This window comes from Tardiphaga sp. GW821-FHT12E02 (assembly GCF_058807155.1).
This window is the reverse complement of sequence record NZ_JBXAQK010000001.1, coordinates 3,792,616-3,812,686: the sequence shown is the minus strand read 5'-3', so window position 1 is coordinate 3,812,686 and position 20,071 is coordinate 3,792,616. Positions and strand designations below refer to the sequence as shown.

Below are 20,071 nucleotides of genomic sequence, written 5' to 3'. Positions count from 1 at the left end.
GATGTCGTTCGATAGTCTGGTTCGCGGCCTCAGCCGGTCGCCAAGCGTGGTGCGCCGTCGGGCGCGGTGTCGCGCCGCCGGCCGGTTGCGAGATCGAAGCGATGTTCATGTTCGGCCGCCCAGGCGATGCGGATCTCGGTGCCCGGCGTCGCCTTGCTGAAACCGTCCTGGCGCACCAGCACCGGCTGTCCCTCGACGTCGCATTGAATGATGCTGTCGGCACCGAGATGTTCGACGCTCTGGACCTGCGCGCGATATCCATCCTGCGCCACGACGCGGATATGCTCCGGGCGCACGCCGATCTGCAGGTTGCCGCGCGTGATCAGGTTCATCGGCGGCGTGCCGATGAAGCGCGCGGTGAAAGCCGTCTCCGGCCGCAGATAGAGATCTTCCGGCGTGCCGTTCTGCTCGACGCGCCCGTCGCGCATCAGCACCACGCGGTCGGCCATGGTCATGGCTTCGGTCTGGTCATGGGTGACATAGACCATGGTCATGCCGAGGCGCTGTTGCAGCGCGCGGATCTCGGTGCGCATTTCGTGACGCAGCTTTGCGTCGAGATTGGAGAGCGGCTCGTCCATCAGGCAGACTTTTGCTTCCGCGATGATGGCGCGTCCGAGCGCGACACGCTGGCGCTGTCCGCCGGACAACTGCGATGGTTTTCGCGTCAGCAGATGCGAGAGGCCGACGATATCCGCCACGCGGTTCAGCCGGGCATCGCGATCGGCTCGCGAGACGCCGCGCACGCGCAGGCCGAAGATGATGTTCTCGGCGACGCTGAGATGCGGAAACAGCGCGTAGGACTGGAACACCATGGAGATCCTGCGCTCCGCCGGTGAGGCATGGGTGACGTCCTGTCCGCCGATGGCGATCGTGCCGTTGTCGGGCTGATCCAGCCCCGCGATCAGGCGCAAGGTCGTGGATTTGCCGCAGCCGGAGGGGCCGAGCAGCACCAGCAGCGAGCCTTCATCGGCCGTCAGCGTCACGCCATCGACGGCGCGCTGGGTGCCCCATCCCTTGCTGATCTGATCGAGGCTTATGGCAGACATCGTGAACCCGGCTGGATGACATTTGGGCCTGCGGCCCCGTCTTCGCGGAGCCTCGACCTTCGAATATGACGGGTAGCACCGGCTCCATGACATTCATGTGAAAATCAAATATGTTCATATGAAAATAAAACTTCCCATTTCGAACATTTCTGGCGTATGTCGGTCGGATGCTAGCCAATGCTGACGACCGACAGACCTGGATCCTGGAGCTGGTGCGCGAGAAGGGCTTTGCCTCGATCGAGCACATTGCCGACCATTTCGATGTCACCCAGCAGACGATCCGGCGGGTCGTGAACCAGCTCTGCGAGCAGGGGGCGTTGCGCCGGGTCCATGGCGGCGTCGGTTTGCCCGTGCAGGGCCAGAACCTCGCTTATGAAAGCCGGCAGGCCGTCAATATCGATGCCAAGCGGCGCATTGCCCGTGCCGCTGCAGCCTTCATTCCGGACGGTGCCACGCTGATGTTCGGCATCGGCACCACGCCGGAATGCGTCGCGCAGGCGCTGGCGCATCGGCGCGAGCTGCATGTCATCACCAACAGCCTGAACGTGGCGATCGCCTTCGCCCGCAATCCCGATGTGGAGATCACCTTTGCCGGCGGCACGCTGCGCCCCAGGGATCGCGACGTCATCGGCGATGCCGCGGCCTCATTCTTTGCGCGTTACCGCGCGGATTTCGGTATCTTCGGCGTCGGCGCCATCGATGATGACGGCGCCTTGCTCGACTTCCATGTCGGCGAAGTCGATGCGCGGCTGGCGATTGCCGCCAATTGCCGTAGCGCTTTGCTGGTCGCCGATCACAGCAAGTTCGGGCGCAGCGCGGTGGTGCGCGGCGGCCATCTCGGCGATGTCCCGCATTTCGTCACCGATGCGCCGGTTGCCGCCAATGTCCGCGCCATGATCGAGACGCGCGGCGGCAGTGTTCACATCGCGGACGCGGAGTAGGGGCCGCGATGGCTAAGGCATCCAAGCTCATAGCGGTGAAGGGCGGCAAGGTTCTCTTGGTGCGGCGGCGCGTCGATGGCCTCTGGATGTTTCCTGGCGGCCGCAAGCGCGGACGCGAGAGCGAAAAGGATTGCCTCAAGCGCGAGATCAAGGAGGAGCTTCCCAAGCTGAAGCTCGGCCGCGTGACGCTGTGGAAAGAAGCGACGACAAAGAACCGCTATTCCGGCCGCAAGATGAGCGACGCCATCTTCATCGCCGACAAGGTGTCGGGCGACCTCGACATCGGCGATGCCAAAGAGCTTGATCGCGCCGTCTGGCGCAAGCCGCATCGCATCCGGCTGACACCGACATCGCGCTATATTCGCGACAAGCTGTTTTCCTAACATTGATTGCCTCGCGGCTGGAACGCGCGATAGAACTCTCTCATTTAAATCTTTACAATGGAAAGATTTGTGCGACGATGGCCCGGGTTCAGCCCGAATCTGCACAGGACATGCGATGTCGCTCCAGCCCTTGCTCGATGCCGCGGCTCCCATTCCGCTCCATGCCTTCGTGGCAATGGCAGCGTTCCTGATCGGCGTTGTTCAATTGCTCGCGCCGAAGGGAACGCTATCGCATCGTATATTCGGCTGGATCTGGGTGCTGCTGCTGGCCGTCACCGCGATCAGCTCGTTCTGGATTCACGGCCATGGTTTCAGGCTGTGGCGCGATTTCGGACCGATCCATCTTCTGTCGATCTTCGTGCCGATCATGCTCGTGATCGGCGTGGTACGCGCACGGCGTCATCGTGTTCGCGCACACGCGATCACCATGGTCTCGATCTTCATCGGCGCATTGGTGATCGCCGGGGTGTTCACGCTGGTACCCGGCCGCATCATGCATAGCGTGGTGTTTGCCAGCGGTTAGTTAGATCTCATCGTCGCTCAACACCGCCACCGGCGCCTGCACGCGTTCATCGACATGGAGGCTGAACAGGTCTGGTCGCGCATAGTGGCCGACTGGGTCGAAGTCGAGCGTGGCGCCGAGAATGTCGTCGGTGTCGATATCTGCGGTGAGGATGCCTTCGGCGTCCAGCAGCGGGCCGGCCAGCACTTCGCCGAGCGGTCCGACGATCACTGAGCGACCATGCATCATCCATTCATCGGGACCTGCCTCGATGCGGCTGGCATAGTCTTCCGGGAAATCCGAACGGCGCATCACCTGGCAGGCGCTGATGACGAAGCAGCGGCCTTCCATGGCGACGTGGCGCATGGTCGGAATCCACGTCTCGCGATCATCCGCCGTGGGCGCCGCCCAGAGCTGGACGCCCTTGGCGTAATAGGCCGCGCGCATCAGCGGCATGTAATGCTCCCAGCAGATCGCGCCGCCGAGGCGGCCATGGGGCGTGTCCACCACCGTCAGCGACGATCCGTCGCCAAAGCCCCAGACCAGACGCTCTGAACCGGTGGGCATCACCTTGCGATGGGTGCCGAGCAGTCCGGCCGGCGACAGATACAGCGCCGTGCAATAGAGCGTGCCGCCATCGCGCTCGATCACGCCGACGACCGTTGTGATGTCATGCTTGGCGCAGGCCGCGACAAGGTCATCCACTTCCGGGCCGGGAACGCTGATCGCGCCTTTGACATAGCGCACGAAATCCGCGCGGCCTTCCGGCGTGCGCCGTCCGATGCAGCAGCCGAAATCGAGACCTTTCGGATAGCCGCCGATGAAAGCTTCCGGAAACACCGCGACCTTGGCGCCGGTGGCAGCAGCATCGGCGATGAGGGCGACGGTGCGCGCGGTGGCAGCGGCAGCGTCGAACGGAACGGTGGCTGCCTGCACTGCAGCGACTTTCAATTTGGCCATCTCGGTTACTCTGACTGACGTGTGTGGTGTCTTGCACATTCGCACTCACGGCGCCGTGCGCCGTGAGTGCTTCTGTTCAGGGATCGACGCGCGATCAGGCGCGGGTAATCTTCACGGTCTTCGGATCAAAACCCTTTTCAGCGGCTTCCTTGTCCACGGCGCTGGCGATCTTGGTGTCCACGAATTTCGCCACATCCGGCATCTTCGGCAGCAGCTTGGCTTCGACGCCCCACTTGCCGAGCGCTTCCATCTTGGCGATCTGCGCCGGCGACAGCGTCGCCTTGATGTCGGTGAAGGACTTTGCGGTCCAGGCCGGATCGTAGCTCGATGCCTTCTGCAGCACTTCGACCGGGATGTTCTTCGCCGGCTCCAGCGAGCGAAACCAGCCATTCACGAGGTCATTGTTCTGGCTCGCGAAGAACAGTGCTTCCGAATTGGCACGCAGGAAGCGCTTCAGCACTTCGGGGCGCTGCTGGAAGAACTTGTTGTTCGCGGTCAGCGCGATCACTGGCGTCACGTTCTGCGAAATCACCTGTGCCGCGCCCGAATTCTCGAAGAACGACACGAACGGATCATAGGTGAAGAAGGCGTCGATGCGCTGCGCGCCGACGGCATCCGCGAGTTCGGCCGGGCCGACATTCACGAAGGTCATGTCCTTGCCCGGCGTGAGGCCGGCCTTGATCACGGCTTCCTGCGCGTTCTGGAAGGCGGTGATGCCGAAGGTGCCGTAGACCTGCTTGCCCTTGAGGCCAGCCATGTCGGTGATGCCCGACTTCTTGGTGGTCAGCACCGCCGAACGGAACAGCGCCTGCGAGGCGACGGTGGTGACCGGCGCGCCGATCGCCATGGTGGTGACCGCAGCAAAGTCCGACAGAGTGCCGATATCACCGGCGCCGGAGACGAGTGCTTCGGTGATGGCGGGCGAGGCGGCGAGCTGGATCATCTCCATCTTCAGGCCGTTCTTGGCGGCGATGTCCGTGCGCATCAGCACATGGGCGATCTGGGCCGACACGGTGGTCGTGTTGAACCAGCACATCTTGACCACATCGCCTTCCTGCGCGCGCAGGATCGACGGCAGGCCGAGCGGGAGAGTAGCAGCGGCGCCGACCGCAAGCTGACCGAAGCGACGACGAGAGAGCGTGGATGTCACAGTCTATTCTCCTTTTTGCCATTCAGGCTTCAGCGTCTCCCACAGGTCCTTGACCGTGGAGACAAACCAGGGGTCGGATCGCATCTCGGCGGTGCGCGGCCGCGGCAGCGGCACGGCGACTTCGTCGCGCACGCGGCCGGGGCGGGGGCTCATCACCACCACGCGGTCAGCGAGGAAAACCGCTTCGTCGATGCCGTGGGTGACGAAGATCACCGTCTTGCCGGCTTCCGACGAAATGCGCGCGATTTCTTCCTGCAGCAGCACGCGGGTCTGCGCATCGAGTGCGCCGAACGGCTCGTCCATGAGAAGGATGTCGGGATCTGGCGCCAGTGCGCGGGCGATCGCCGCACGCTGCTTCATGCCGCCGGACATCTGGTGCGGAAACTTGTCTTCGAAGCCGGAGAGCTGGACCGTCGCGATCAGCGAACGCGCGATCTCGGCGCGCTCTTTCTTCGGCATGCCCTTCGCCTTGAGGCCGAACTCGACATTCTGCTGCACGGTCATCCAGCCGAACAGCGCATAATCCTGAAACACCACGGTGCGCGAGGCGTCGGGCTTGCTGATCTGGCGGCCGTCCTGAAGGATCTTGCCGGACGTCGCCGACTGGAAGCCGGCGATGATGTTCAGCAGCGTCGATTTTCCGCAGCCGGACGGCCCGAGCAGCGAAATGAATTCACCGCGGCGGATTTTAAGTGAGACGCCGTCAAGCGCGATCACGCGGCTGTCGGAGGTCTTGGAGTCATAGACCTTGCCGACGTTGCTGATGTCGATCTGGATGTCGGAAGCTTGTGCCTGCGGCGGACGGTCGAGAAGAGCGGTATGGGCGTTCATGGCTGTTCTCCTCAATTGCGCTCGGACGGCGCCCAGGCATTCACACGGCGCTCGAGGCGTTCGAGCAGCGCGGACATCAGGAAGCCGACGAGGCCGATCGTGACCATGCCGGCCACGACATTGTTGATCTGGAACAGCATGCGGGACTGCTGGATCAGGTAGCCGAGGCCGGTCTGGGCCGCGATCAGCTCGGCGGTGACGACGCACATCCAGCCGACACCGAGCGCGATGCGCAGGCCCGGCAGGATGATCGGCAGCGAGGCGGGGATCAGCACGTCGGTGAACAGCTGCCACGGTTTGGCGCCGAGGCAGAGCGCGGCATTCATCTGGTTGCGATCAAGCCCGCGCACGGCGGTGTAGGTCGCGACGAAAGCCGGGAAGACCGCGCCGAGAAAGACCAGGAAGTAGGAAGCGGCATCGCCAAGACCGAACCACAGGATGGTGATCGGTATCCAGGCCAGCGGCGGAATGGGACGCAGTGCTTCGACGACCGGGCGCACGAAGTCCGACACGGTCCGCCACCAGCCGCAGATCAGGCCAAGCACGAGGCCAACGATGCAGGCGAGCAGGAAGCCGATCGCCACGCGCTGCAGGCTGGCACCGAGATGCACCCACAGCGAGCCATCCAGCGCGAGCTCCCAGAGTGCCTGGGCAACGCCGACCGGCGAGGGCAGCAGGAAGCCATCGACGAAGCCGAGGCCGGTCACGGCCTGCCAGATTGCGAAGAAAGCGGCGAGCCCGATCGCGGCGCGCACCGAGCGTGTCTTCAGGGCCCTTTGAAATCCGCTATGGTTTGGCTTCGCCGTTTCGAGCGGCAGGCGGCCTGCATCGGCATTGGCTTCCATGAGGGGCTCCTTCTCAGTTGCCGATCACATCCGGTGACATCGGGCTATCGAAAAGGCTAGATATGTCGGAAATTTCCGTCAACGTTTGACGGGGGTAATACTGGCGATAAAACAAGCGTATACTGCGATAATGTGCCGATAACAGCGCCATCTGCACCTAATTTATGCGCAGTGGATCAAAGGTTGTGTCGGAAAAAACCGACGATTAGACTGGGGCGCGGGACTGCGTTAGGTCATTCCAATCCCGCCAGGAGACCAAGGTGGATATCGAAGAAAAGCTGGCCCAGATCGGCATCACGGGGACGCTCTACAAACTGTTCCTGACCACGGTGCGCCTTGGCGGCGCCTCAGTGACGGATGTTGCGGCGGAAGCCGGCTTGGCGCGCACGACCGCCCATGATGCGCTCGCCAAGCTGGAGGCCGAAGGGCTCGTCAAATTCGTCGATCAAGGCAAGCGCCGCTTTGTGGTGGCGCAGGATCCCGGCATTCTGCTGGAGCGGATCGAAGCGCGGCGGCAGATGCTCACTGATGTGATGCCGGTGCTGCGCTCGATGTATCATCATGAAAGCGGCCAGCCGAATGTGCGATTTCATCCCGGTCCCGAAGGTATCCGCACCGCGCTGTGGGATACGCTGTCCGGCGGCGACCAGGTGCTCCGCGCCACGCTCTCGATGAAGGAGCTGATGGCCGAGCCCGGTCTCGAAGAGATGGAGCGCTACCTGCAGGAGCGCGCCAGACGCGGCATCTGGCTGCGCGTGATCCGGTCGGTCGAGCGCGACATCGCGCCGATCTGGCCGTCGAGCCAGGAGCTGCGGCGCGAGCTGCGCTACGCTCCCGCCGCGCATACGCTGGCGATGACCTGTTTCGTTTATGGCAACAAGGTCTGCCTGATCTCCTCAGCGCGGGAGAGCTATGGCATGATCATCGACAGCGCCGAATTCGCCGCCTTCCAGGCTCAGCTGTTCGACGCCATGTGGAGCCTCAGCTCGCCGGATATCCAGCCGGCGATCTCGGCCGATCGTTCGTGACGGATGGAATTTGCAGCCTCTGGTTTGCCTCCGGAATGCCGCTGTAATGCCTCAAGAATTCTGCGCCGTCCGTGCGTTTCCTCGTTCTTGCGGCCGTCTTGCAGCAGGAGCCTTAAGCGATTGAAAAATAAGGTGGAAAATCCCCGTTCGCGAATTCTCTCGGGGTGGCTTGTGCAGGCATCATGCGCTATATGATCAGCACCCGATTCTGACCGGAAAACACCTTGTCCGACAAAGAAGACCAGAAGCCCGGGGAGCCGCCGGTTCCCTCTGATATCCGTCCCGTATCCATCCTCGACGAGATGAAGCGCTCGTATCTCGATTACGCGATGAGCGTGATCGTGGCGCGTGCGCTGCCCGACGCGCGCGACGGCCTCAAGCCCGTGCACCGGCGCATCCTGTTCGCGATGTACGAGAACGGCTTCGAATACAACAAGCCGTTCCGCAAGTCAGCGCGAACGGTCGGCGACGTGATCGGTAAGTATCATCCGCATGGCGACCAGTCGGTCTATGACGCCATGGTTCGCATGGCGCAGGACTTCTCGATGCGCGTGCCGCTGATCGATGGTCAGGGCAATTTCGGCTCGGTAGACGGCGACCAGCCGGCCGCGATGCGTTACACGGAATCGCGCCTCACCAAGATCGCGCAGACGCTGCTCGACGATATCGACAAGGACACCGTCGATTATCAGGACAACTACGATTCATCGGAGAAGGAACCGAAGGTTCTTCCGGCGAAATTCCCCAACCTCCTGGTGAATGGCGGCGGCGGCATCGCTGTCGGCATGGCGACCAATATCCCGCCGCACAATCTCGGCGAAGTCATCGACGCCTGCGTGGCGCTGATCGACGATCCGTCGCTGACCATCGATGATCTCAACAAGATCATTCTGGGCCCGGATTTCCCGACCGGCGGCATCATTCTCGGCCGCGCCGGCATCCGCTCGGCCTACAATACAGGCCGCGGCTCCATCGTGATGCGCGGCAAGGTAGCGATCGAGCCTGCGCGAAAAGATCGCGAAGCGATCATCATCTCGGAAATTCCGTACCAGGTGAACAAGGCCACCATGGTCGAGCGCATCGCCGAACTGGTGCGCGACAAGAAGATCGAGGGCATTTCTGACCTGCGCGATGAATCCGACCGCGATGGCTATCGCGTGGTCGTCGAGCTGAAGCGCGATGTCGTGCCTGAGATCGTCCTGAACCAGCTCTATAAGTTCACGCCGCTGCAAACCAATTTCGGCGCCAATATGGTGGCGCTGGATGCCGGCCGTCCGCAGCTGTTCAATCTGAAGGACCTGCTGACGATCTTCGTGGCCTTCCGCGAACAGGTCGTCACCCGCCGCACCAAATTCCTGCTTAACAAGGCCCGCGACCGCGCGCATATCCTGGTCGGCCTCGCCATTGCCGTGGCGAATATCGACGAGATCATTCGCGTGATCAGGACGTCGCCGGATCCGACCACCGCGCGCGACATCCTGATGGAGCGCCGCTGGCCGGCGCAGGACGTCGCGGCGATGATCACGCTGATCGACGATCCGCGCCATCGGCTGGAAGAGGACGGCACTGCGCGTCTGTCCTTCGAACAGGCCAAGGCCATTCTCGATCTGCGTCTGGCGCGCCTCACGGCTCTCGGCCGCGAGGAAATTTCCGACGAGCTCGACAAGCTCGCCATCGAGATCGCCGACTATCTCGAAATCCTCCGCTCGCGTGCGCGCGTGCAGACCATCATCAAGGACGAGCTCGCCGCGGTGAAGCTCGAATTCGCGACCCCGCGAAAAACCGTGATCATGGAGCAGGAAGGCGAGGTCGAGGACGAGGACCTGATCCAGCGCGAGGACATGGTGGTGACCGTGTCGCATCATGGCTATGTGAAGCGCGTGCCGCTCTCGACCTATCGGGCGCAGCGCCGCGGTGGCAAGGGCCGCTCCGGCATGGCCACGCGTGACGAGGATTTTGTCTCGCGCCTGTTCGTGGCGTCCACGCATACGCCGGTGCTGTTCTTCTCGTCACGCGGCCAGGTCTATAAAGAAAAGGTCTGGCGCCTGCCGATCGCGCCGCCGAATGGTCGCGGCAAGGCGATGATCAACATCCTGCCGCTGGAGCAGGGCGAACGCATCACCACCATCATGCCGCTGCCCGAGGACGAGGCGACCTGGGATACGCTGGACGTGATGTTCGCCACGACCGGCGGCAATGTCCGGCGCAACAAGCTGTCGGACTTCGTCGATGTCCGCCGCTCCGGCATCATCGCCATGAAGCTCGACGAGGGCGAGGCCATCGTCGACGTGCAGATCGCCACTGAGCATGACGACGTGCTGCTGACCGCCGGAGGCGGCCAGTGCATCCGTTTCCCGGTCACCGATGTGCGCGTGTTCCAGGGCCGCAACTCCATGGGCGTGCGCGGCATCGCGCTGGCCGAGGGCGACAAGCTGATCTCGCTGTCGATCCTGCGCCATGTGGAAACCACGTCGGACGAACGCACGGCCTATCTGAAGATGCGCCGCGCGGTGGCGGGCGAGGCGGCTACTGTCGATGAGTCCGTGCTCGAGGCCGAAGCCGAAGAAACGTCATCGACGGCGATCCAGCTCACGCAGGAGCGTTATGTCGAACTGTCCGCGGCCGAGCAGGTGGTGCTGACCATCTCCATCAACGGCTATGGCAAGCGCACCTCGTCCTACGAGTATCGCACCACCGGCCGCGGCGGTAAGGGCATCGTCGCCATGTCGGTGAACAACCGCAACGGCAAGCTGATCGCTTCATTCCCCGTGGAAGACTCGGACCAGATCATGCTGGTCACCGACAAGGGCCAGCTGATCCGCTGCCCGGTGGAAGGCATCCGCGTCGCCGGCCGCTCGACCCAGGGCGTCATCGTGTTCAACACAGCCGATGACGAGCATGTGGTCTCGGTGGAGCATATCGGCGAAGCCGGCGAGGGCGAGGAGCCCGAGGCTGGCGGCGAGGCACCGGTGGCGGAGGGCTGAGGCGTTTGGCCTGCACTTTCAGCAGCTAGATCACGAAAGCCCGCGCCAGAAGCGCGGGCTTTTCCATATTTGTAATCCACTCAAAGCGCCTCGGATTGCTCCCATCGACCGAAATAGGGCTCGTTATTGGGGTGCATCAGCTCGTTGAAACTTGGTGCCCAGGCGGCCCCCGTGTGCTGGTCGTCGAGGGAGACCTGACGGCGGTCGGTCAGACGCAGTTCGTAAGCGAGTACGACGTAGTGCGTGCCGTAGTCGGGGTCGCCAAACGTGTTGGTGTCGTAGAAATGCTCGAAGACGCCGTAGAATGTCGTTTGTTCGAATGGGACGCTCAGGCCGGTTTCTGTCTGCAGGATCCGCTCAAAGGCCGCGACAAGCGTTTCGTTCTTGCGGACGCGTCCACCGGGCACGAATAGCAGGCCCTTGGCGGGATCGTTTTTGCGTTCGCCGACGAGCAGGTGACCGGCTGGATCGCGGATCAGAAGGTCGATCGCGATCAAGGGCGTGTGGCGTATGACGCCTCGGAAGATGTCATCGCTGAGCACTGCCAATCACTTGTCTCGCAATTCGGCGAATGGGCTGAAAGCCGCCGCCAGTTTCGCCCTGCGGCGCCTTTTGGCGGAAATGCCAGCGCGGACGCAATATCCGGATGCGAAGCCAATGCCGAAAATCAGAGCAATAACGAGATAGCCCACCATATCCGGTTCCCTACGCTTACGCTCGAATGTGGTCGAGAGTATCATAATACGTGCGGACCCGAATATGGTGCAGTGCAAATAAATTCTGACGGTCGAGGCGCGGCGCTTGCCAGCGCGTTTGATGGGCCGATCGCAGGGGGCCGTTTCGCTCGACCTGTCCTACAGGAACGACTTTCCGAACATCTTGATATCGGTGTCGCTCATGAGCTGGCTTCCGCACTCGCCTGCCGCGTCTTGAAGAACGGGCTTGGCTCCGGCGTTTCCGCATTGCCACGGAGCAGCTTGCGGCCGGCTTCGAGGCCGCCGATCACTTCTAGCTCCACGCGCTGCGCGTCGCGTTCGCGGACGTCGGCAATGGCGTCGCGGGCCGCATCCTCGTCGAGGCCGAGGCCGGTCAGCACGGCTTCGCTGAACACCAGCGCGGATTCAAACGTTTCGCGGATCTGGAATTCGACGCCGGCATGGATCAGCCGCAGCGAATGGCCGCGGTCGTAGGAGCGGACATAGAGTTTGGCCAGCGGGAATTCCGAGCGGCAGAGTTCGACGATGTGATCGGCGGCCTCCGGTTTGTCGACGCAAATCAGGATCGCCTCGGCGGTGGCGGCGCCCGAGGCGTGCAGGACGTCGAGGCGGGTGCCGTCGCCGTAATGGACCTTGAAGCCGAAGGTGCCGGCAGCGCGGATCATGTCCACGTCGGTCTCGATCAGCGAGAGTTCGACATTGCGCGCCAACAGGGCCTGGCTCGCCACCTGGGCGAAGCGGCCGAAGCCGATGAACAGCACCTTGCCACGCAGGCCGTCGGCCTTGTCGATGCCGTCCATGGACACCGGCGCGCCGCGCCGCATCTGCGCATGGACCAGCAGCACGATGGGCGTCAGGGCCATCGACAGGATAACGATGGCGCTCATCACCGCCGAGACGCGGGTGTCGAAGATGCCTGCGGTGCCGGCAGCCGCATAGAGGACGAAGGCGAATTCGCCGCCTTGCGCAAACAACGCGGCGCGGTGGGTGGCTGCGGCGTGATCGGATTTGGCGAGGCGCGCGATCACATAAATGCCGATCGCCTTGACGATCATGAACGCCACGACGCCGCCCAGCACCATGACCCATTCACTGGCGACGATGCTGAGATTTAGCGACATGCCGACGCTCAGGAAGAACAGGCCGAGCAGGATGCCGCGGAACGGCTCGATATCGGCCTCGAGCTGATGACGAAAGTTCGATTCCGACAGCAACACGCCAGCGAGGAAGGCGCCCATCGCCATCGACAGGCCGACGCTTTGCATGAACACGGCGGAGCCGAGCACGACCAGGAGGGCGGCGGCAGTCAGCACTTCGCGCGCGCCGGCACGCGCAATGATGCGGAAGAACGGGTCGAGCAGCCAGCGGCCTGCGGCCAGCAATGCGGCAAGACCGGCGAATGCGATGGCGGCACTTTGCCACATCGGCTTGGCATTGGCGGCTACGGGTGCATCGGCGGCGCCCCAGATGGCGACCAGCGCCAGCAGCGGCACGATGGCAAGATCCTCCAGCAGCAGGATCGCGATGGCGCGCTGGCCTTCGGGCGAGGAGGTCTCGTCCTGCTCTTCCAGCAGCTGCATGATGACAGCGGTAGAGGAGAGCACAAAACCCATCGCGCCGATCATGGCGACGGGAAAGCTGAAACCTGCAGCCATCCCGACCAGCGTGAGCAGAAAGCCGCAGGTGATGACCTGGGCTGCGCCGAGGCCAAAGATCTGTCGTCGCAGTTTCCAGAGTTTCGACGGGCGCATCTCCAGCCCGATGATGAACAGGAACATGACGACGCCAAGTTCGGCGGTGTGCAGCAGGGTTTCGGGATCGTTGAACAGGCCAAGGCCGAATGGCCCCACGGCGAGGCCGGCGGTGAGATAGCCAAGAACGGAGCCGAGCCCCAGGCGCTTGAACAGTGGTACTGCGACGGTGGCCGCACCGAGCAGGACGATCGCGTGTCCCAAGCTAAAACCGGAAGCGTCCGCCATGAAACCTCTTTCGTTGATCTGCCGGACAGTTCAGCCCGTCGCGTAGAGCACCTTGGTTGCATATGCCCGTGTGATGCGCTGCGAGCAAGCGTGGATGGCCGGGATCGCACTCGATGCCGGCCGTCTTGCGTGTCTCGCGAGAGACGGAACTGCTCAAGGTTGCGATCAGGCCGCCCGTATGACGGGCGCGACTTCGGTGCCGAGAAGTTCGATCGAGCGCTTCATCGCTGCGGTTTCGAGCGAGGCGGTGCTCATCTGGAAGGTGATGCGCGCGATGCCGCCGAGGGCTTCGCTCGCGTGGCGCATCTTTGCGGCGACGGTGGCCGGCGCACCGATCAGATACGCGCCTCCGGGGCCCGCCGTGGCGTCGAATTGCTGGCGCGATGGCGGCGACCAGCCGCGCTCCCGGCCTATCTTTGCGGTCAGATGCGCCCAGCCAGGGAAGAAAGCATCGCGCGCGGCTGCATCGGTCTCGCCGACAAAACCCATCGCATGCACGCCCACTTTGAGCTTGTCGGGACTTTGTCCGGCACGCTCGCCAGCGTCGCGATAGAGATCGACCAGCGGGCGAAAACGCTCGAATGTGCCGCCGATGATCGCGACCATGAGCGGCAGGCCCAGCGTGCCAGCGCGTATGAAGGATTCCGGCGTGCCGCCAACGCCGACCCAGACTGGCAGGCGTGGCTGATGGGGGCGGGGATAGATGCCCTGGCCCTCCAGCGCGGCGCGGAAGCGACCTTTCCAGATCGGATGTTTGGTCTCGCCCAGTTTCAGGAACAGCGCGAGCTTCTCGGCGAACAGTTCGTCATAGTCCTGCGGGTTCATGCCGAAAAGCGGATAGGCCTCGCCGAACGAGCCACGGCCAACCACGAGTTCGGCGCGGCCCTTCGAGATGAGATCGAGGGTCGCGAATTCCTGAAACACGCGCACGGGATCGGCGGCGCTCAGCACTGTCACCGCGCTTGTCAGGCGGATGTTCTGAGTGCGTGCTGCTGCCGCAGCCAGGATGATCGCTGGGGCGGAATCAAGGAACTCGGCGCGGTGATGCTCCCCGATGCCGAAAACATCGAGCCCGACGCGGTCAGCGACCTCGACCTCATCAAGGAGATCGGCCATGCGATCGGTGGCCGAAGGAAGTTGGCCGCTCATGGGGTCGGGAAGGATGGCCGCAAAACTGTCGATGCCGATTTCCATGGGTATCATTCCAATTCATGTGTCCGCGCGGCGGATCGCTCTGGTCGGTTATAACGGGGACGACGGGACGTGGTACAAGCGTCCCGTCATCCCCGCACGCGTTAGCTCGCAGTCTTCGGCACCGGCGTGTTCAGAAGCTGCTGCTCCCACAGGAACGCGATGCCGCTTCCCGCCGCGTGCTGGACAAGCACATCCGTCATCTTGCCCGCTGTGCCGAGCCGGGCCCAGTCGCGCTGCCATTCGGCCGCGAGCGCCAGCCAGGTCATCATATTGGCGCCGGCCGCAATCATGCGCTGGATGGCGACTTCATGCGCTTCAACCGACGTGCCGCCCGATGCATCGGTGACCACCGTGACATCCCAGCCTTCACCGAGGGCCTGGATCACCGGCATCGCGACGCAGATTTCCGTCCACAGGCCTGCGATGATCAGCTGCTTGCGACCCGTCGCCTTGACAGCCTCGACGACTTTCGGGTCTTCCCAGGTGTTGATGAAGGTGCGGTCGATCACTTCCTGATCGGGGAACACATCGGTGATCTGCGGGAAGATGAGGCCGCCGCGTTCTGCGATCACACTGGTCAGGATGGTCGGAACATTGAAAGCCTTCGCAGCCTTGGCCAAGGCTGCCGACGCATTGACCACGGCATGCGGATCGTGGCTGTTCAGATTGGTGAGCTGATAAGGCTGGTGATCGATCAGAACGAGAACCGAGTCTTCGGGGCGAAGAAGCGACGCAAGGCCATTACGAAGGGTCATGAATACATCCTCTACTGCCGTTGTGAGTGAGACGGGGTTTCGGCAGACATGCGACAACGGCGACACTGCCTGGGCGCGGTATTGCCGTTCGCGGGCGTAGTGAGGTAGTGCCCTTCCATGGCAAGCTGTGTCGCAAAACGGGGAACGCCGAATTGGACATCGAAGAATTACGCACATTCGTGGAAGTCGCCGATGCCGGCGGTGTGTCACCTGCGGCAAGACGTCTCGGTGTTTCCAAATCAATCGTCAGCCGTCAGCTTGCCCGGCTCGAGGCGGAACTCGGCGTTCAATTGCTGGCGCGCACCACGCGTGGTGCCGCACTCACGGAAGCCGGAATCCTGTTTCGCGATCATGCGGCGCGTGCGTGCGCCGAGATCGATGCGGCCAGGGAACTGATCCTGCCCGATGGCGAGCTCTGTGGCCGCTTGCGCATCGCCGCGCCGCTGACATTCGGCCCGACGCATCTGGCGCCGGTGCTTGCGGAGATGGCGCGCAACCATCCGCAGCTTCACGTCCACACCTTCTATAGCGATCGCTTCGTGGACCTCATCGCAGAAGGGTTCGATTGTGCGATCCGGTTTGGCTATCTGCAGGACTCCAATCTGATCGCGCGATATATCGGGCCGCTATATGGCAAACTGGTCGCGAGCCCGGACTATATCAAAACGCATGGTGCTCCCGAGACACCGGACGAACTCATCACCCATCAAGCGCTGATGCATGGCACCGAAGCCTGGCAACTCATGGATGGCGACAAAGTGATCTCGGTGCGCCCGCAGGGGCGCTTCAAGGCCGATGAGAGTACGGCTCTCGTCGCCGCCGCTCTGGCAGGGCTCGGCATCGCCCGGATCCCCGACGATATCACGCAGGAGCATGTGGCATCCGGTGCACTGGTTCCTGTGATGACACGCTATCCGCCGCCAGCGGCAGGCATCTATGTCATCCGACCGTCGAGCCCGCATCCAGCGCGAAAGGTGAGGGTACTCACCGAGATGCTGATCGAATGTTATGGCAAGGCTGCGAACGCGGTGGAGGCAAGTGGCTAGAGCGTCGATGCGTGCGGATCGCCTCAGAACATCCCGTTGAGGTTTTCCGCTTCGGAAGGAATGGTCTGCAGCACATCCCAATGCTCCACGATTTTGCCGCCCGGTGTGAGCCGAAAAATATCGATCGCGGCGTAGTCCTGGTCGCCGGGCCAGTGTTGCAGGCAGTGCAGGACAACGAAATCACCTTCGGCAATCACACGCCGGATTTCCACGCGCTTGCCCGGCCATTCGCGGGCCATGCGCTCGAAATAGGCGATGAAACCGTCGATGCCATCAGCCACATGCGGATTGTGCTGGGTGTAGTTGTCGCCGGCATAGAGCGCGATCGTCTCGCGTGGGCGGCAGTCGTTGAACATCAGTTCATAGAAAGCGATGACATTGGCCTTGTTGCGCTCAGTCCCGGACATGACAACCTCCAGAATACGACAATCTGTACCTCATGCTGCGCGAGGATCGATAGTGCAGCTGGAGAGCGTATCATTGCGGAGTTTGGGATGTGAGGTTCAATGCTGCTTCGTGGCGTGCTGGGGATCGGTCACGTCGCATGTGATGCGATGGACGAACGCTTTGATGAAGGGCGCGGCGAACACCACGATGGGCAGCATGATCAGCCAGGAGATGACCCATGCCGACAGCCAGTGCGCGAGAAAAGATCGTTCCTGCCAGAATGGCACGCTCGCGACGGCTGCCGATACGCCGCTGGTGAGGCCGGACTGGATCACGCCGAATGTCAGGTGGCTGTAGCGAGCAGGGATAAGCGTCATTGCGTGTCCTCTTGGTCAAGGGGGCAAAGCAATAAGCTTGCCAGCTGGATGAGGACGCCGTCGCATATGTCGTCGCTCGTGCGAGCAGGGGCGCTTTCGCTGGTCACAAGCGCTGAAGCTGTCGGCGCATCACGATGACGTTCTCTGGCGGCTTCTCGTGCGTGATGTCGACGAGTGATCCGAGCATGCGCATGGGGCGGCCGCTGTCGTCCAGCGAGCACTGGCCGTCGGCACGGACCCAGCGGATCGTGTCAGCGGACTTCACCCGGTATTCGACATGGAACTGCTCGCCCGTCCGGATGGAGTTTTCCAGCCTGCCGTTGAATTCCGCGGCGTCGTCGGCATGGATGCATTCGATGATGCGCTCGATCGGATGTCCGCGGGCGCCCAGTTGAGCGTCGACATTGAAGAACGAGCCCGCATAATCATTCGTGTAGTTCTTGTTGTTGGCAACATCCCAGTCCCAGACACCGATGCGTCCGTCCGCTTGCGCGGTCGTCATCAGCTGATCGAGATAGGCCTGGTTGGTCGCGAGCTTGAGCCACATCGACAGGGTGTTGCAGCCATTGGCCTGAGCAAGTTCAGCCAGACTTTCGCAGATACTCGCCACTGAGATGAGTTTCGCCATTGAAACGATCCGCGGTCGTTAATGTGCCGGGGAAATTGTATCTGATATTGTCTAAATCTTGAAGTGTGCAGGTCCTATGCCGAGCCTGTCATCGGCTGGGCGTTGGACATCAGCTCCTCATTCTCGGCCAGTTGAATCCATGACAGCGCCTGATGCAGCAGACGAAGCATTTCGGCGTCGTCCGGACTCTCGATCGCTTTCCGTCCCACGTCAGCAGCGCGCCGACGATATTGCAGAGAAATGCTCGTCAAGTATGCACTCATGTCCAATTCTCGAGCTGAACTACACAAGTACTGGCGCATTCTGGATCGCAGTCAAGCTGTGAAGATGTGGAATGCCTTCGCTCAACATGGAACCGTCGGAGGCGCGGCTCTCCGTTACCATCATGCGCGTTTTGTTGCTGGCATGCCTGCACTCAGGGCATGCAAGTGAAGCGACTTCGCTCCGATCGTGGCCATCGGCGGCGTTGCCGATTCTCTCTCTTCGCGATGCGGTAGCAACCGCGATCGATGAGTGGATCGCCTGACCATGTTCGTTACGGCCGGTGAATCAAAAAGCCCGCGGACATGCCGCGGGCTTTTTGATGTGTGAGGGCGCTGACGCGGCTCAGTGGCGATCGGTGCTCACGACGCGGGCTTCGCGGATATTGATCACCTTGGTTGCCGCATTACGCAGGCAGGAGGCCTCGAAATTTGGCCAAGCCTGCTCGGAGCAGGCGCGGCCGACCTGCTTGACGTCGAGACGGTCGGCCTTGGCGAGGGCCACCGGAACCGACGCTTCGACCCGCGGCGCGAAGCCGGGGAGAACGGTGACGGCGGCGGCAATAAAAGCAGCAATCGCAATCGCGGAAAGAGCCTTGATCATGACGGTCCCCTGTCGGTTGGGTCATTTTGACCCGTTTATTTGCAAGTCCCTGTGCCTCCCTGATTAGTCAGGGCCGGTTTCGGGAGGTTGTCGTCGCCGGGCAAACTGGTTTCATCCCGCCCGGCCTGTGTTTCATCCATCCGTCCGCGACGACACAATCCGCTGAAAAGCGTGTGTTTTCAGTGCCGTCCCAGATGCCTAATTGACGCGGTGACTGGCATTCCGGTTCGAACCGGATCGAAAAATATTGTCTGCAGGGCGGAGCGTCTTGGACGGAACCATCGGCGCTTGCGGGGCCATGCCGGGCAGGCTAGGTGAGAGGGCATGACCCGTATCGCGCTTTACCCCGGATCGTTCGATCCCGTGACCAACGGCCACCTCGACGTGGTCCGCAACGCCGTCGGCCTGTGCGACAAGCTCGTCGTCGCCATCGGTGTGCATCCCGGCAAGAAGCCGCTGTTCTCCACCGAGGAGCGGCTGGCGATGGTGAAAGACGTGTTCGGCCCGGTCGCGAAAGCTGCAGGCTGTGACTTCGACTGCACCACCTACGACAATCTCACCATCACGGCCGCCGAGAAGATCGGCGCCACCATCATGATCCGCGGCCTGCGCGACGGCACCGATCTCGATTACGAGATGCAGATCGCCGGCATGAACCAGACCATGGCGCCGGATGTGAAGACGGTCTTCCTGCCGGCCTCGGTCGGCGTCCGCCCGATCACCGCCACACTGGTCCGGCAGATCGCTGCCATGGGCGGCGATGTCTCGGCCTTCGTGCCGGAGGCGGTTGCCAGAAGCCTGAAGTCGAAATTCGCGACCTGAACTGAATGCCCCTCGGGCAGTCCTGCATCCGGAGTTTCCATGATCCGTACCATCGCCATCGCTGCCGTGTTGTTGTCGGCCGTCCCCGCTTTTGCGCAGGCGCCCGCCGCGCAGGCTCCGGCCGCAGCGCCGCTGCCGGCCGGCCTTGACAAGGCCAATGCCATCGTCATCGACACCACCAAGGGCCGCATCGTCTTCAAGCTGCGCCCGGATATCGCCCCGCAGCACGCTGAGCGCATCAAGCTGCTGGCGCGCGAGGGCTATTACAACAATGTGCCGTTCCACCGCGTGATGGATGGCTTCATGGCCCAGACCGGCGACGGCAAGAATTTTAACGGCACCGGCGGCTCGAAATATCCGAACCTGAAGGCGGAGTTCTCGCAAGTGCCTTACAAGCGGGGCGTGGTCGGCATGGCACGCGCCGGCGATCCGGATTCGGCCAATTCGCAGTTCTTCATCATGTTCGCTGACGGCTCGTCGCTGAACGGCAAATATACCGTGGTCGGCGATGTCGTGTCGGGCATGGATGTGGTCGACAAGCTGAAGAAGGCGCCTCCGGGCTCTGCTTCGGGTGCGGTCACCGATCCGGACAAGATGGTCAAGGTCCAGGTCGCGTCCGACATCAAGTGATGC

Annotated in this window: 23 protein-coding genes; 8 read left to right on the top strand and 15 right to left on the bottom strand. The window is 62.5% G+C overall.

The genetic code is table 11. The features are described from left to right. Positions 1-29: 29 nt before the first annotated feature. Complete coding sequence (locus AC1RQ5_RS18060; RefSeq protein WP_493200757.1) at positions 30-1,046, bottom strand: ABC transporter ATP-binding protein; 1,017 nt, start codon at positions 1,044-1,046, stop codon at positions 30-32. Between the two features lie 167 nt (positions 1,047-1,213). On the opposite strand from AC1RQ5_RS18060, the gene AC1RQ5_RS18055 reads away from it, so the two are divergent. The 3 genes from AC1RQ5_RS18055 (at position 1,214) to AC1RQ5_RS18045 (ending at position 2,893) form a co-directional block, all read left to right on the top strand. After that, positions 1,214-1,987, top strand: coding sequence for a DeoR/GlpR family DNA-binding transcription regulator (locus tag AC1RQ5_RS18055; RefSeq protein ID WP_493200755.1), 774 nt, complete (start codon positions 1,214-1,216; stop codon positions 1,985-1,987). Positions 1,988-1,995: 8 nt separating this feature from the next. Then, positions 1,996-2,370 carry an NUDIX hydrolase gene (locus AC1RQ5_RS18050; protein ID WP_493200753.1) on the top strand — a complete coding sequence of 125 codons (375 nt, stop codon included), beginning with the start codon at positions 1,996-1,998 and terminating at the stop codon, positions 2,368-2,370. A gap of 115 nt (positions 2,371-2,485) precedes the next feature. Next, the gene (locus AC1RQ5_RS18045) at positions 2,486-2,893 is read left to right on the top strand and encodes a DUF2306 domain-containing protein (RefSeq protein ID WP_493200751.1); all 408 of its coding nucleotides are present in this window, start codon (positions 2,486-2,488) and stop codon (positions 2,891-2,893) included. On the opposite strand, the gene AC1RQ5_RS18040 is transcribed toward AC1RQ5_RS18045, so the two are convergent. The 4 genes from AC1RQ5_RS18040 to AC1RQ5_RS18025 form a co-directional block, all read right to left on the bottom strand. Then, positions 2,894-3,832 (bottom strand): carbon-nitrogen hydrolase family protein, encoded by a 939-nt coding sequence (locus tag AC1RQ5_RS18040; RefSeq protein WP_398476829.1) that lies wholly within the window; start codon positions 3,830-3,832, stop codon positions 2,894-2,896. A gap of 94 nt (positions 3,833-3,926) precedes the next feature. Next, the gene (locus AC1RQ5_RS18035; protein ID WP_493200749.1) at positions 3,927-4,982 is read right to left on the bottom strand and encodes an ABC transporter substrate-binding protein; all 1,056 of its coding nucleotides are present in this window, start codon (positions 4,980-4,982) and stop codon (positions 3,927-3,929) included. Between the two features lie 3 nt (positions 4,983-4,985). Further along, the gene (locus tag AC1RQ5_RS18030; protein ID WP_493200747.1) at positions 4,986-5,813 is read right to left on the bottom strand and encodes an ABC transporter ATP-binding protein; all 828 of its coding nucleotides are present in this window, start codon (positions 5,811-5,813) and stop codon (positions 4,986-4,988) included. Between the two features lie 11 nt (positions 5,814-5,824). Then, a complete protein-coding gene (locus AC1RQ5_RS18025) occupies positions 5,825-6,658 on the bottom strand; it encodes an ABC transporter permease (RefSeq protein ID WP_493200745.1) in 834 nt (277 codons plus the stop codon). A 260-nt stretch (positions 6,659-6,918) separates the two neighbouring features. On the opposite strand from AC1RQ5_RS18025, the gene AC1RQ5_RS18020 reads away from it, so the two are divergent. Next, positions 6,919-7,686 carry a TrmB family transcriptional regulator gene (locus tag AC1RQ5_RS18020; RefSeq protein WP_398476838.1) on the top strand — a complete coding sequence of 256 codons (768 nt, stop codon included), beginning with the start codon at positions 6,919-6,921 and terminating at the stop codon, positions 7,684-7,686. 224 nt (positions 7,687-7,910) lie between these two features. Beyond that, positions 7,911-10,670 (top strand): DNA gyrase subunit A, encoded by a 2,760-nt coding sequence (gene gyrA / locus AC1RQ5_RS18015; protein WP_493200743.1) that lies wholly within the window; start codon positions 7,911-7,913, stop codon positions 10,668-10,670. A gap of 80 nt (positions 10,671-10,750) precedes the next feature. Here the strand turns inward: gyrA and AC1RQ5_RS18010 are convergent, their stop codons facing one another. From AC1RQ5_RS18010 to AC1RQ5_RS17990, 5 genes are all read right to left on the bottom strand, one after another. Continuing rightward, entirely contained in the window at positions 10,751-11,212 is a 462-nt protein-coding gene (locus AC1RQ5_RS18010; protein WP_493203466.1) for an NUDIX domain-containing protein, read from the bottom strand. Positions 11,213-11,218: 6 nt separating this feature from the next. Continuing rightward, positions 11,219-11,365, bottom strand: a complete 147-nt coding sequence (locus AC1RQ5_RS18005; protein ID WP_493200741.1) for a hypothetical protein — start codon at positions 11,363-11,365, stop codon at positions 11,219-11,221. Between the two features lie 200 nt (positions 11,366-11,565). Next, entirely contained in the window at positions 11,566-13,365 is a 1,800-nt protein-coding gene (locus AC1RQ5_RS18000; RefSeq protein WP_493200739.1) for a monovalent cation:proton antiporter-2 (CPA2) family protein, read from the bottom strand. Between the two features lie 165 nt (positions 13,366-13,530). Then, positions 13,531-14,559: an Atu2307/SP_0267 family LLM class monooxygenase gene (locus tag AC1RQ5_RS17995; protein ID WP_493200738.1), complete on the bottom strand. Its 1,029-nt coding sequence runs from the start codon at positions 14,557-14,559 to the stop codon at positions 13,531-13,533. A gap of 101 nt (positions 14,560-14,660) precedes the next feature. Next, positions 14,661-15,314, bottom strand: a complete 654-nt coding sequence (locus tag AC1RQ5_RS17990) for a hydrolase (protein ID WP_493200736.1) — start codon at positions 15,312-15,314, stop codon at positions 14,661-14,663. A 152-nt stretch (positions 15,315-15,466) separates the two neighbouring features. On the opposite strand from AC1RQ5_RS17990, the gene AC1RQ5_RS17985 reads away from it, so the two are divergent. After that, entirely contained in the window at positions 15,467-16,360 is an 894-nt protein-coding gene (locus AC1RQ5_RS17985; RefSeq protein WP_493200735.1) for a LysR family transcriptional regulator, read from the top strand. 23 nt (positions 16,361-16,383) lie between these two features. On the opposite strand, the gene AC1RQ5_RS17980 is transcribed toward AC1RQ5_RS17985, so the two are convergent. From AC1RQ5_RS17980 to AC1RQ5_RS17960, 5 genes are all read right to left on the bottom strand, one after another. After that, positions 16,384-16,767, bottom strand: a complete 384-nt coding sequence (locus AC1RQ5_RS17980; protein WP_493200733.1) for a nuclear transport factor 2 family protein — start codon at positions 16,765-16,767, stop codon at positions 16,384-16,386. Positions 16,768-16,863: 96 nt separating this feature from the next. Then, a complete protein-coding gene (locus tag AC1RQ5_RS17975) occupies positions 16,864-17,124 on the bottom strand; it encodes a DUF2798 domain-containing protein (protein ID WP_398483769.1) in 261 nt (86 codons plus the stop codon). A 103-nt stretch (positions 17,125-17,227) separates the two neighbouring features. Next, complete coding sequence (locus tag AC1RQ5_RS17970) at positions 17,228-17,752, bottom strand: PAS domain-containing protein (protein ID WP_493200731.1); 525 nt, start codon at positions 17,750-17,752, stop codon at positions 17,228-17,230. Between the two features lie 74 nt (positions 17,753-17,826). Continuing rightward, a complete protein-coding gene (locus AC1RQ5_RS17965) occupies positions 17,827-18,003 on the bottom strand; it encodes a hypothetical protein (RefSeq protein WP_398483773.1) in 177 nt (58 codons plus the stop codon). Positions 18,004-18,358: 355 nt separating this feature from the next. Continuing rightward, on the bottom strand, positions 18,359-18,616 hold the full coding sequence (locus AC1RQ5_RS17960; RefSeq protein WP_398483775.1) for a hypothetical protein: 258 nt from the start codon (positions 18,614-18,616) through the stop codon (positions 18,359-18,361). Positions 18,617-18,940: 324 nt separating this feature from the next. Between AC1RQ5_RS17960 and coaD the strand changes: the two genes are divergently transcribed. Next, positions 18,941-19,438 carry a pantetheine-phosphate adenylyltransferase gene (coaD, locus tag AC1RQ5_RS17955; RefSeq protein ID WP_493200729.1) on the top strand — a complete coding sequence of 166 codons (498 nt, stop codon included), beginning with the start codon at positions 18,941-18,943 and terminating at the stop codon, positions 19,436-19,438. Positions 19,439-19,477: 39 nt separating this feature from the next. Beyond that, positions 19,478-20,068 (top strand): peptidylprolyl isomerase, encoded by a 591-nt coding sequence (locus AC1RQ5_RS17950; RefSeq protein ID WP_398483779.1) that lies wholly within the window; start codon positions 19,478-19,480, stop codon positions 20,066-20,068. Positions 20,069-20,071 lie beyond the last annotated feature (3 nt).

Bases quoted from the DNA above. Each gene is read 5' to 3' on its own strand.
- AC1RQ5_RS18060 (WP_493200757.1), bottom strand. From the start codon at position 1,046: ATGTCTGCCATAAGCCTCGATCAGATCAGCAAGGGATGGGGCACCCAG.
- AC1RQ5_RS18055 (WP_493200755.1), top strand. From the start codon at position 1,214: ATGCTAGCCAATGCTGACGACCGACAGACCTGGATCCTGGAGCTGGTG.
- AC1RQ5_RS18050 (WP_493200753.1), top strand. From the start codon at position 1,996: ATGGCTAAGGCATCCAAGCTCATAGCGGTGAAGGGCGGCAAGGTTCTC.
- AC1RQ5_RS18045 (WP_493200751.1), top strand. From the start codon at position 2,486: ATGTCGCTCCAGCCCTTGCTCGATGCCGCGGCTCCCATTCCGCTCCAT.
- AC1RQ5_RS18040 (WP_398476829.1), bottom strand. From the start codon at position 3,832: ATGGCCAAATTGAAAGTCGCTGCAGTGCAGGCAGCCACCGTTCCGTTC.
- AC1RQ5_RS18030 (WP_493200747.1), bottom strand. From the start codon at position 5,813: ATGAACGCCCATACCGCTCTTCTCGACCGTCCGCCGCAGGCACAAGCT.
- AC1RQ5_RS18025 (WP_493200745.1), bottom strand. From the start codon at position 6,658: ATGGAAGCCAATGCCGATGCAGGCCGCCTGCCGCTCGAAACGGCGAAG.
- AC1RQ5_RS18005 (WP_493200741.1), bottom strand. From the start codon at position 11,365: ATGGTGGGCTATCTCGTTATTGCTCTGATTTTCGGCATTGGCTTCGCA.
- AC1RQ5_RS18000 (WP_493200739.1), bottom strand. From the start codon at position 13,365: ATGGCGGACGCTTCCGGTTTTAGCTTGGGACACGCGATCGTCCTGCTC.
- AC1RQ5_RS17995 (WP_493200738.1), bottom strand. From the start codon at position 14,559: ATGGAAATCGGCATCGACAGTTTTGCGGCCATCCTTCCCGACCCCATG.
- AC1RQ5_RS17990 (WP_493200736.1), bottom strand. From the start codon at position 15,314: ATGACCCTTCGTAATGGCCTTGCGTCGCTTCTTCGCCCCGAAGACTCG.
- AC1RQ5_RS17980 (WP_493200733.1), bottom strand. From the start codon at position 16,767: ATGTCCGGGACTGAGCGCAACAAGGCCAATGTCATCGCTTTCTATGAA.
- AC1RQ5_RS17975 (WP_398483769.1), bottom strand. From the start codon at position 17,124: ATGACGCTTATCCCTGCTCGCTACAGCCACCTGACATTCGGCGTGATC.
- AC1RQ5_RS17970 (WP_493200731.1), bottom strand. From the start codon at position 17,752: ATGGCGAAACTCATCTCAGTGGCGAGTATCTGCGAAAGTCTGGCTGAA.
- AC1RQ5_RS17960 (WP_398483775.1), bottom strand. From the start codon at position 18,616: ATGATCAAGGCTCTTTCCGCGATTGCGATTGCTGCTTTTATTGCCGCC.
- coaD (WP_493200729.1), top strand. From the start codon at position 18,941: ATGACCCGTATCGCGCTTTACCCCGGATCGTTCGATCCCGTGACCAAC.
- AC1RQ5_RS17950 (WP_398483779.1), top strand. From the start codon at position 19,478: ATGATCCGTACCATCGCCATCGCTGCCGTGTTGTTGTCGGCCGTCCCC.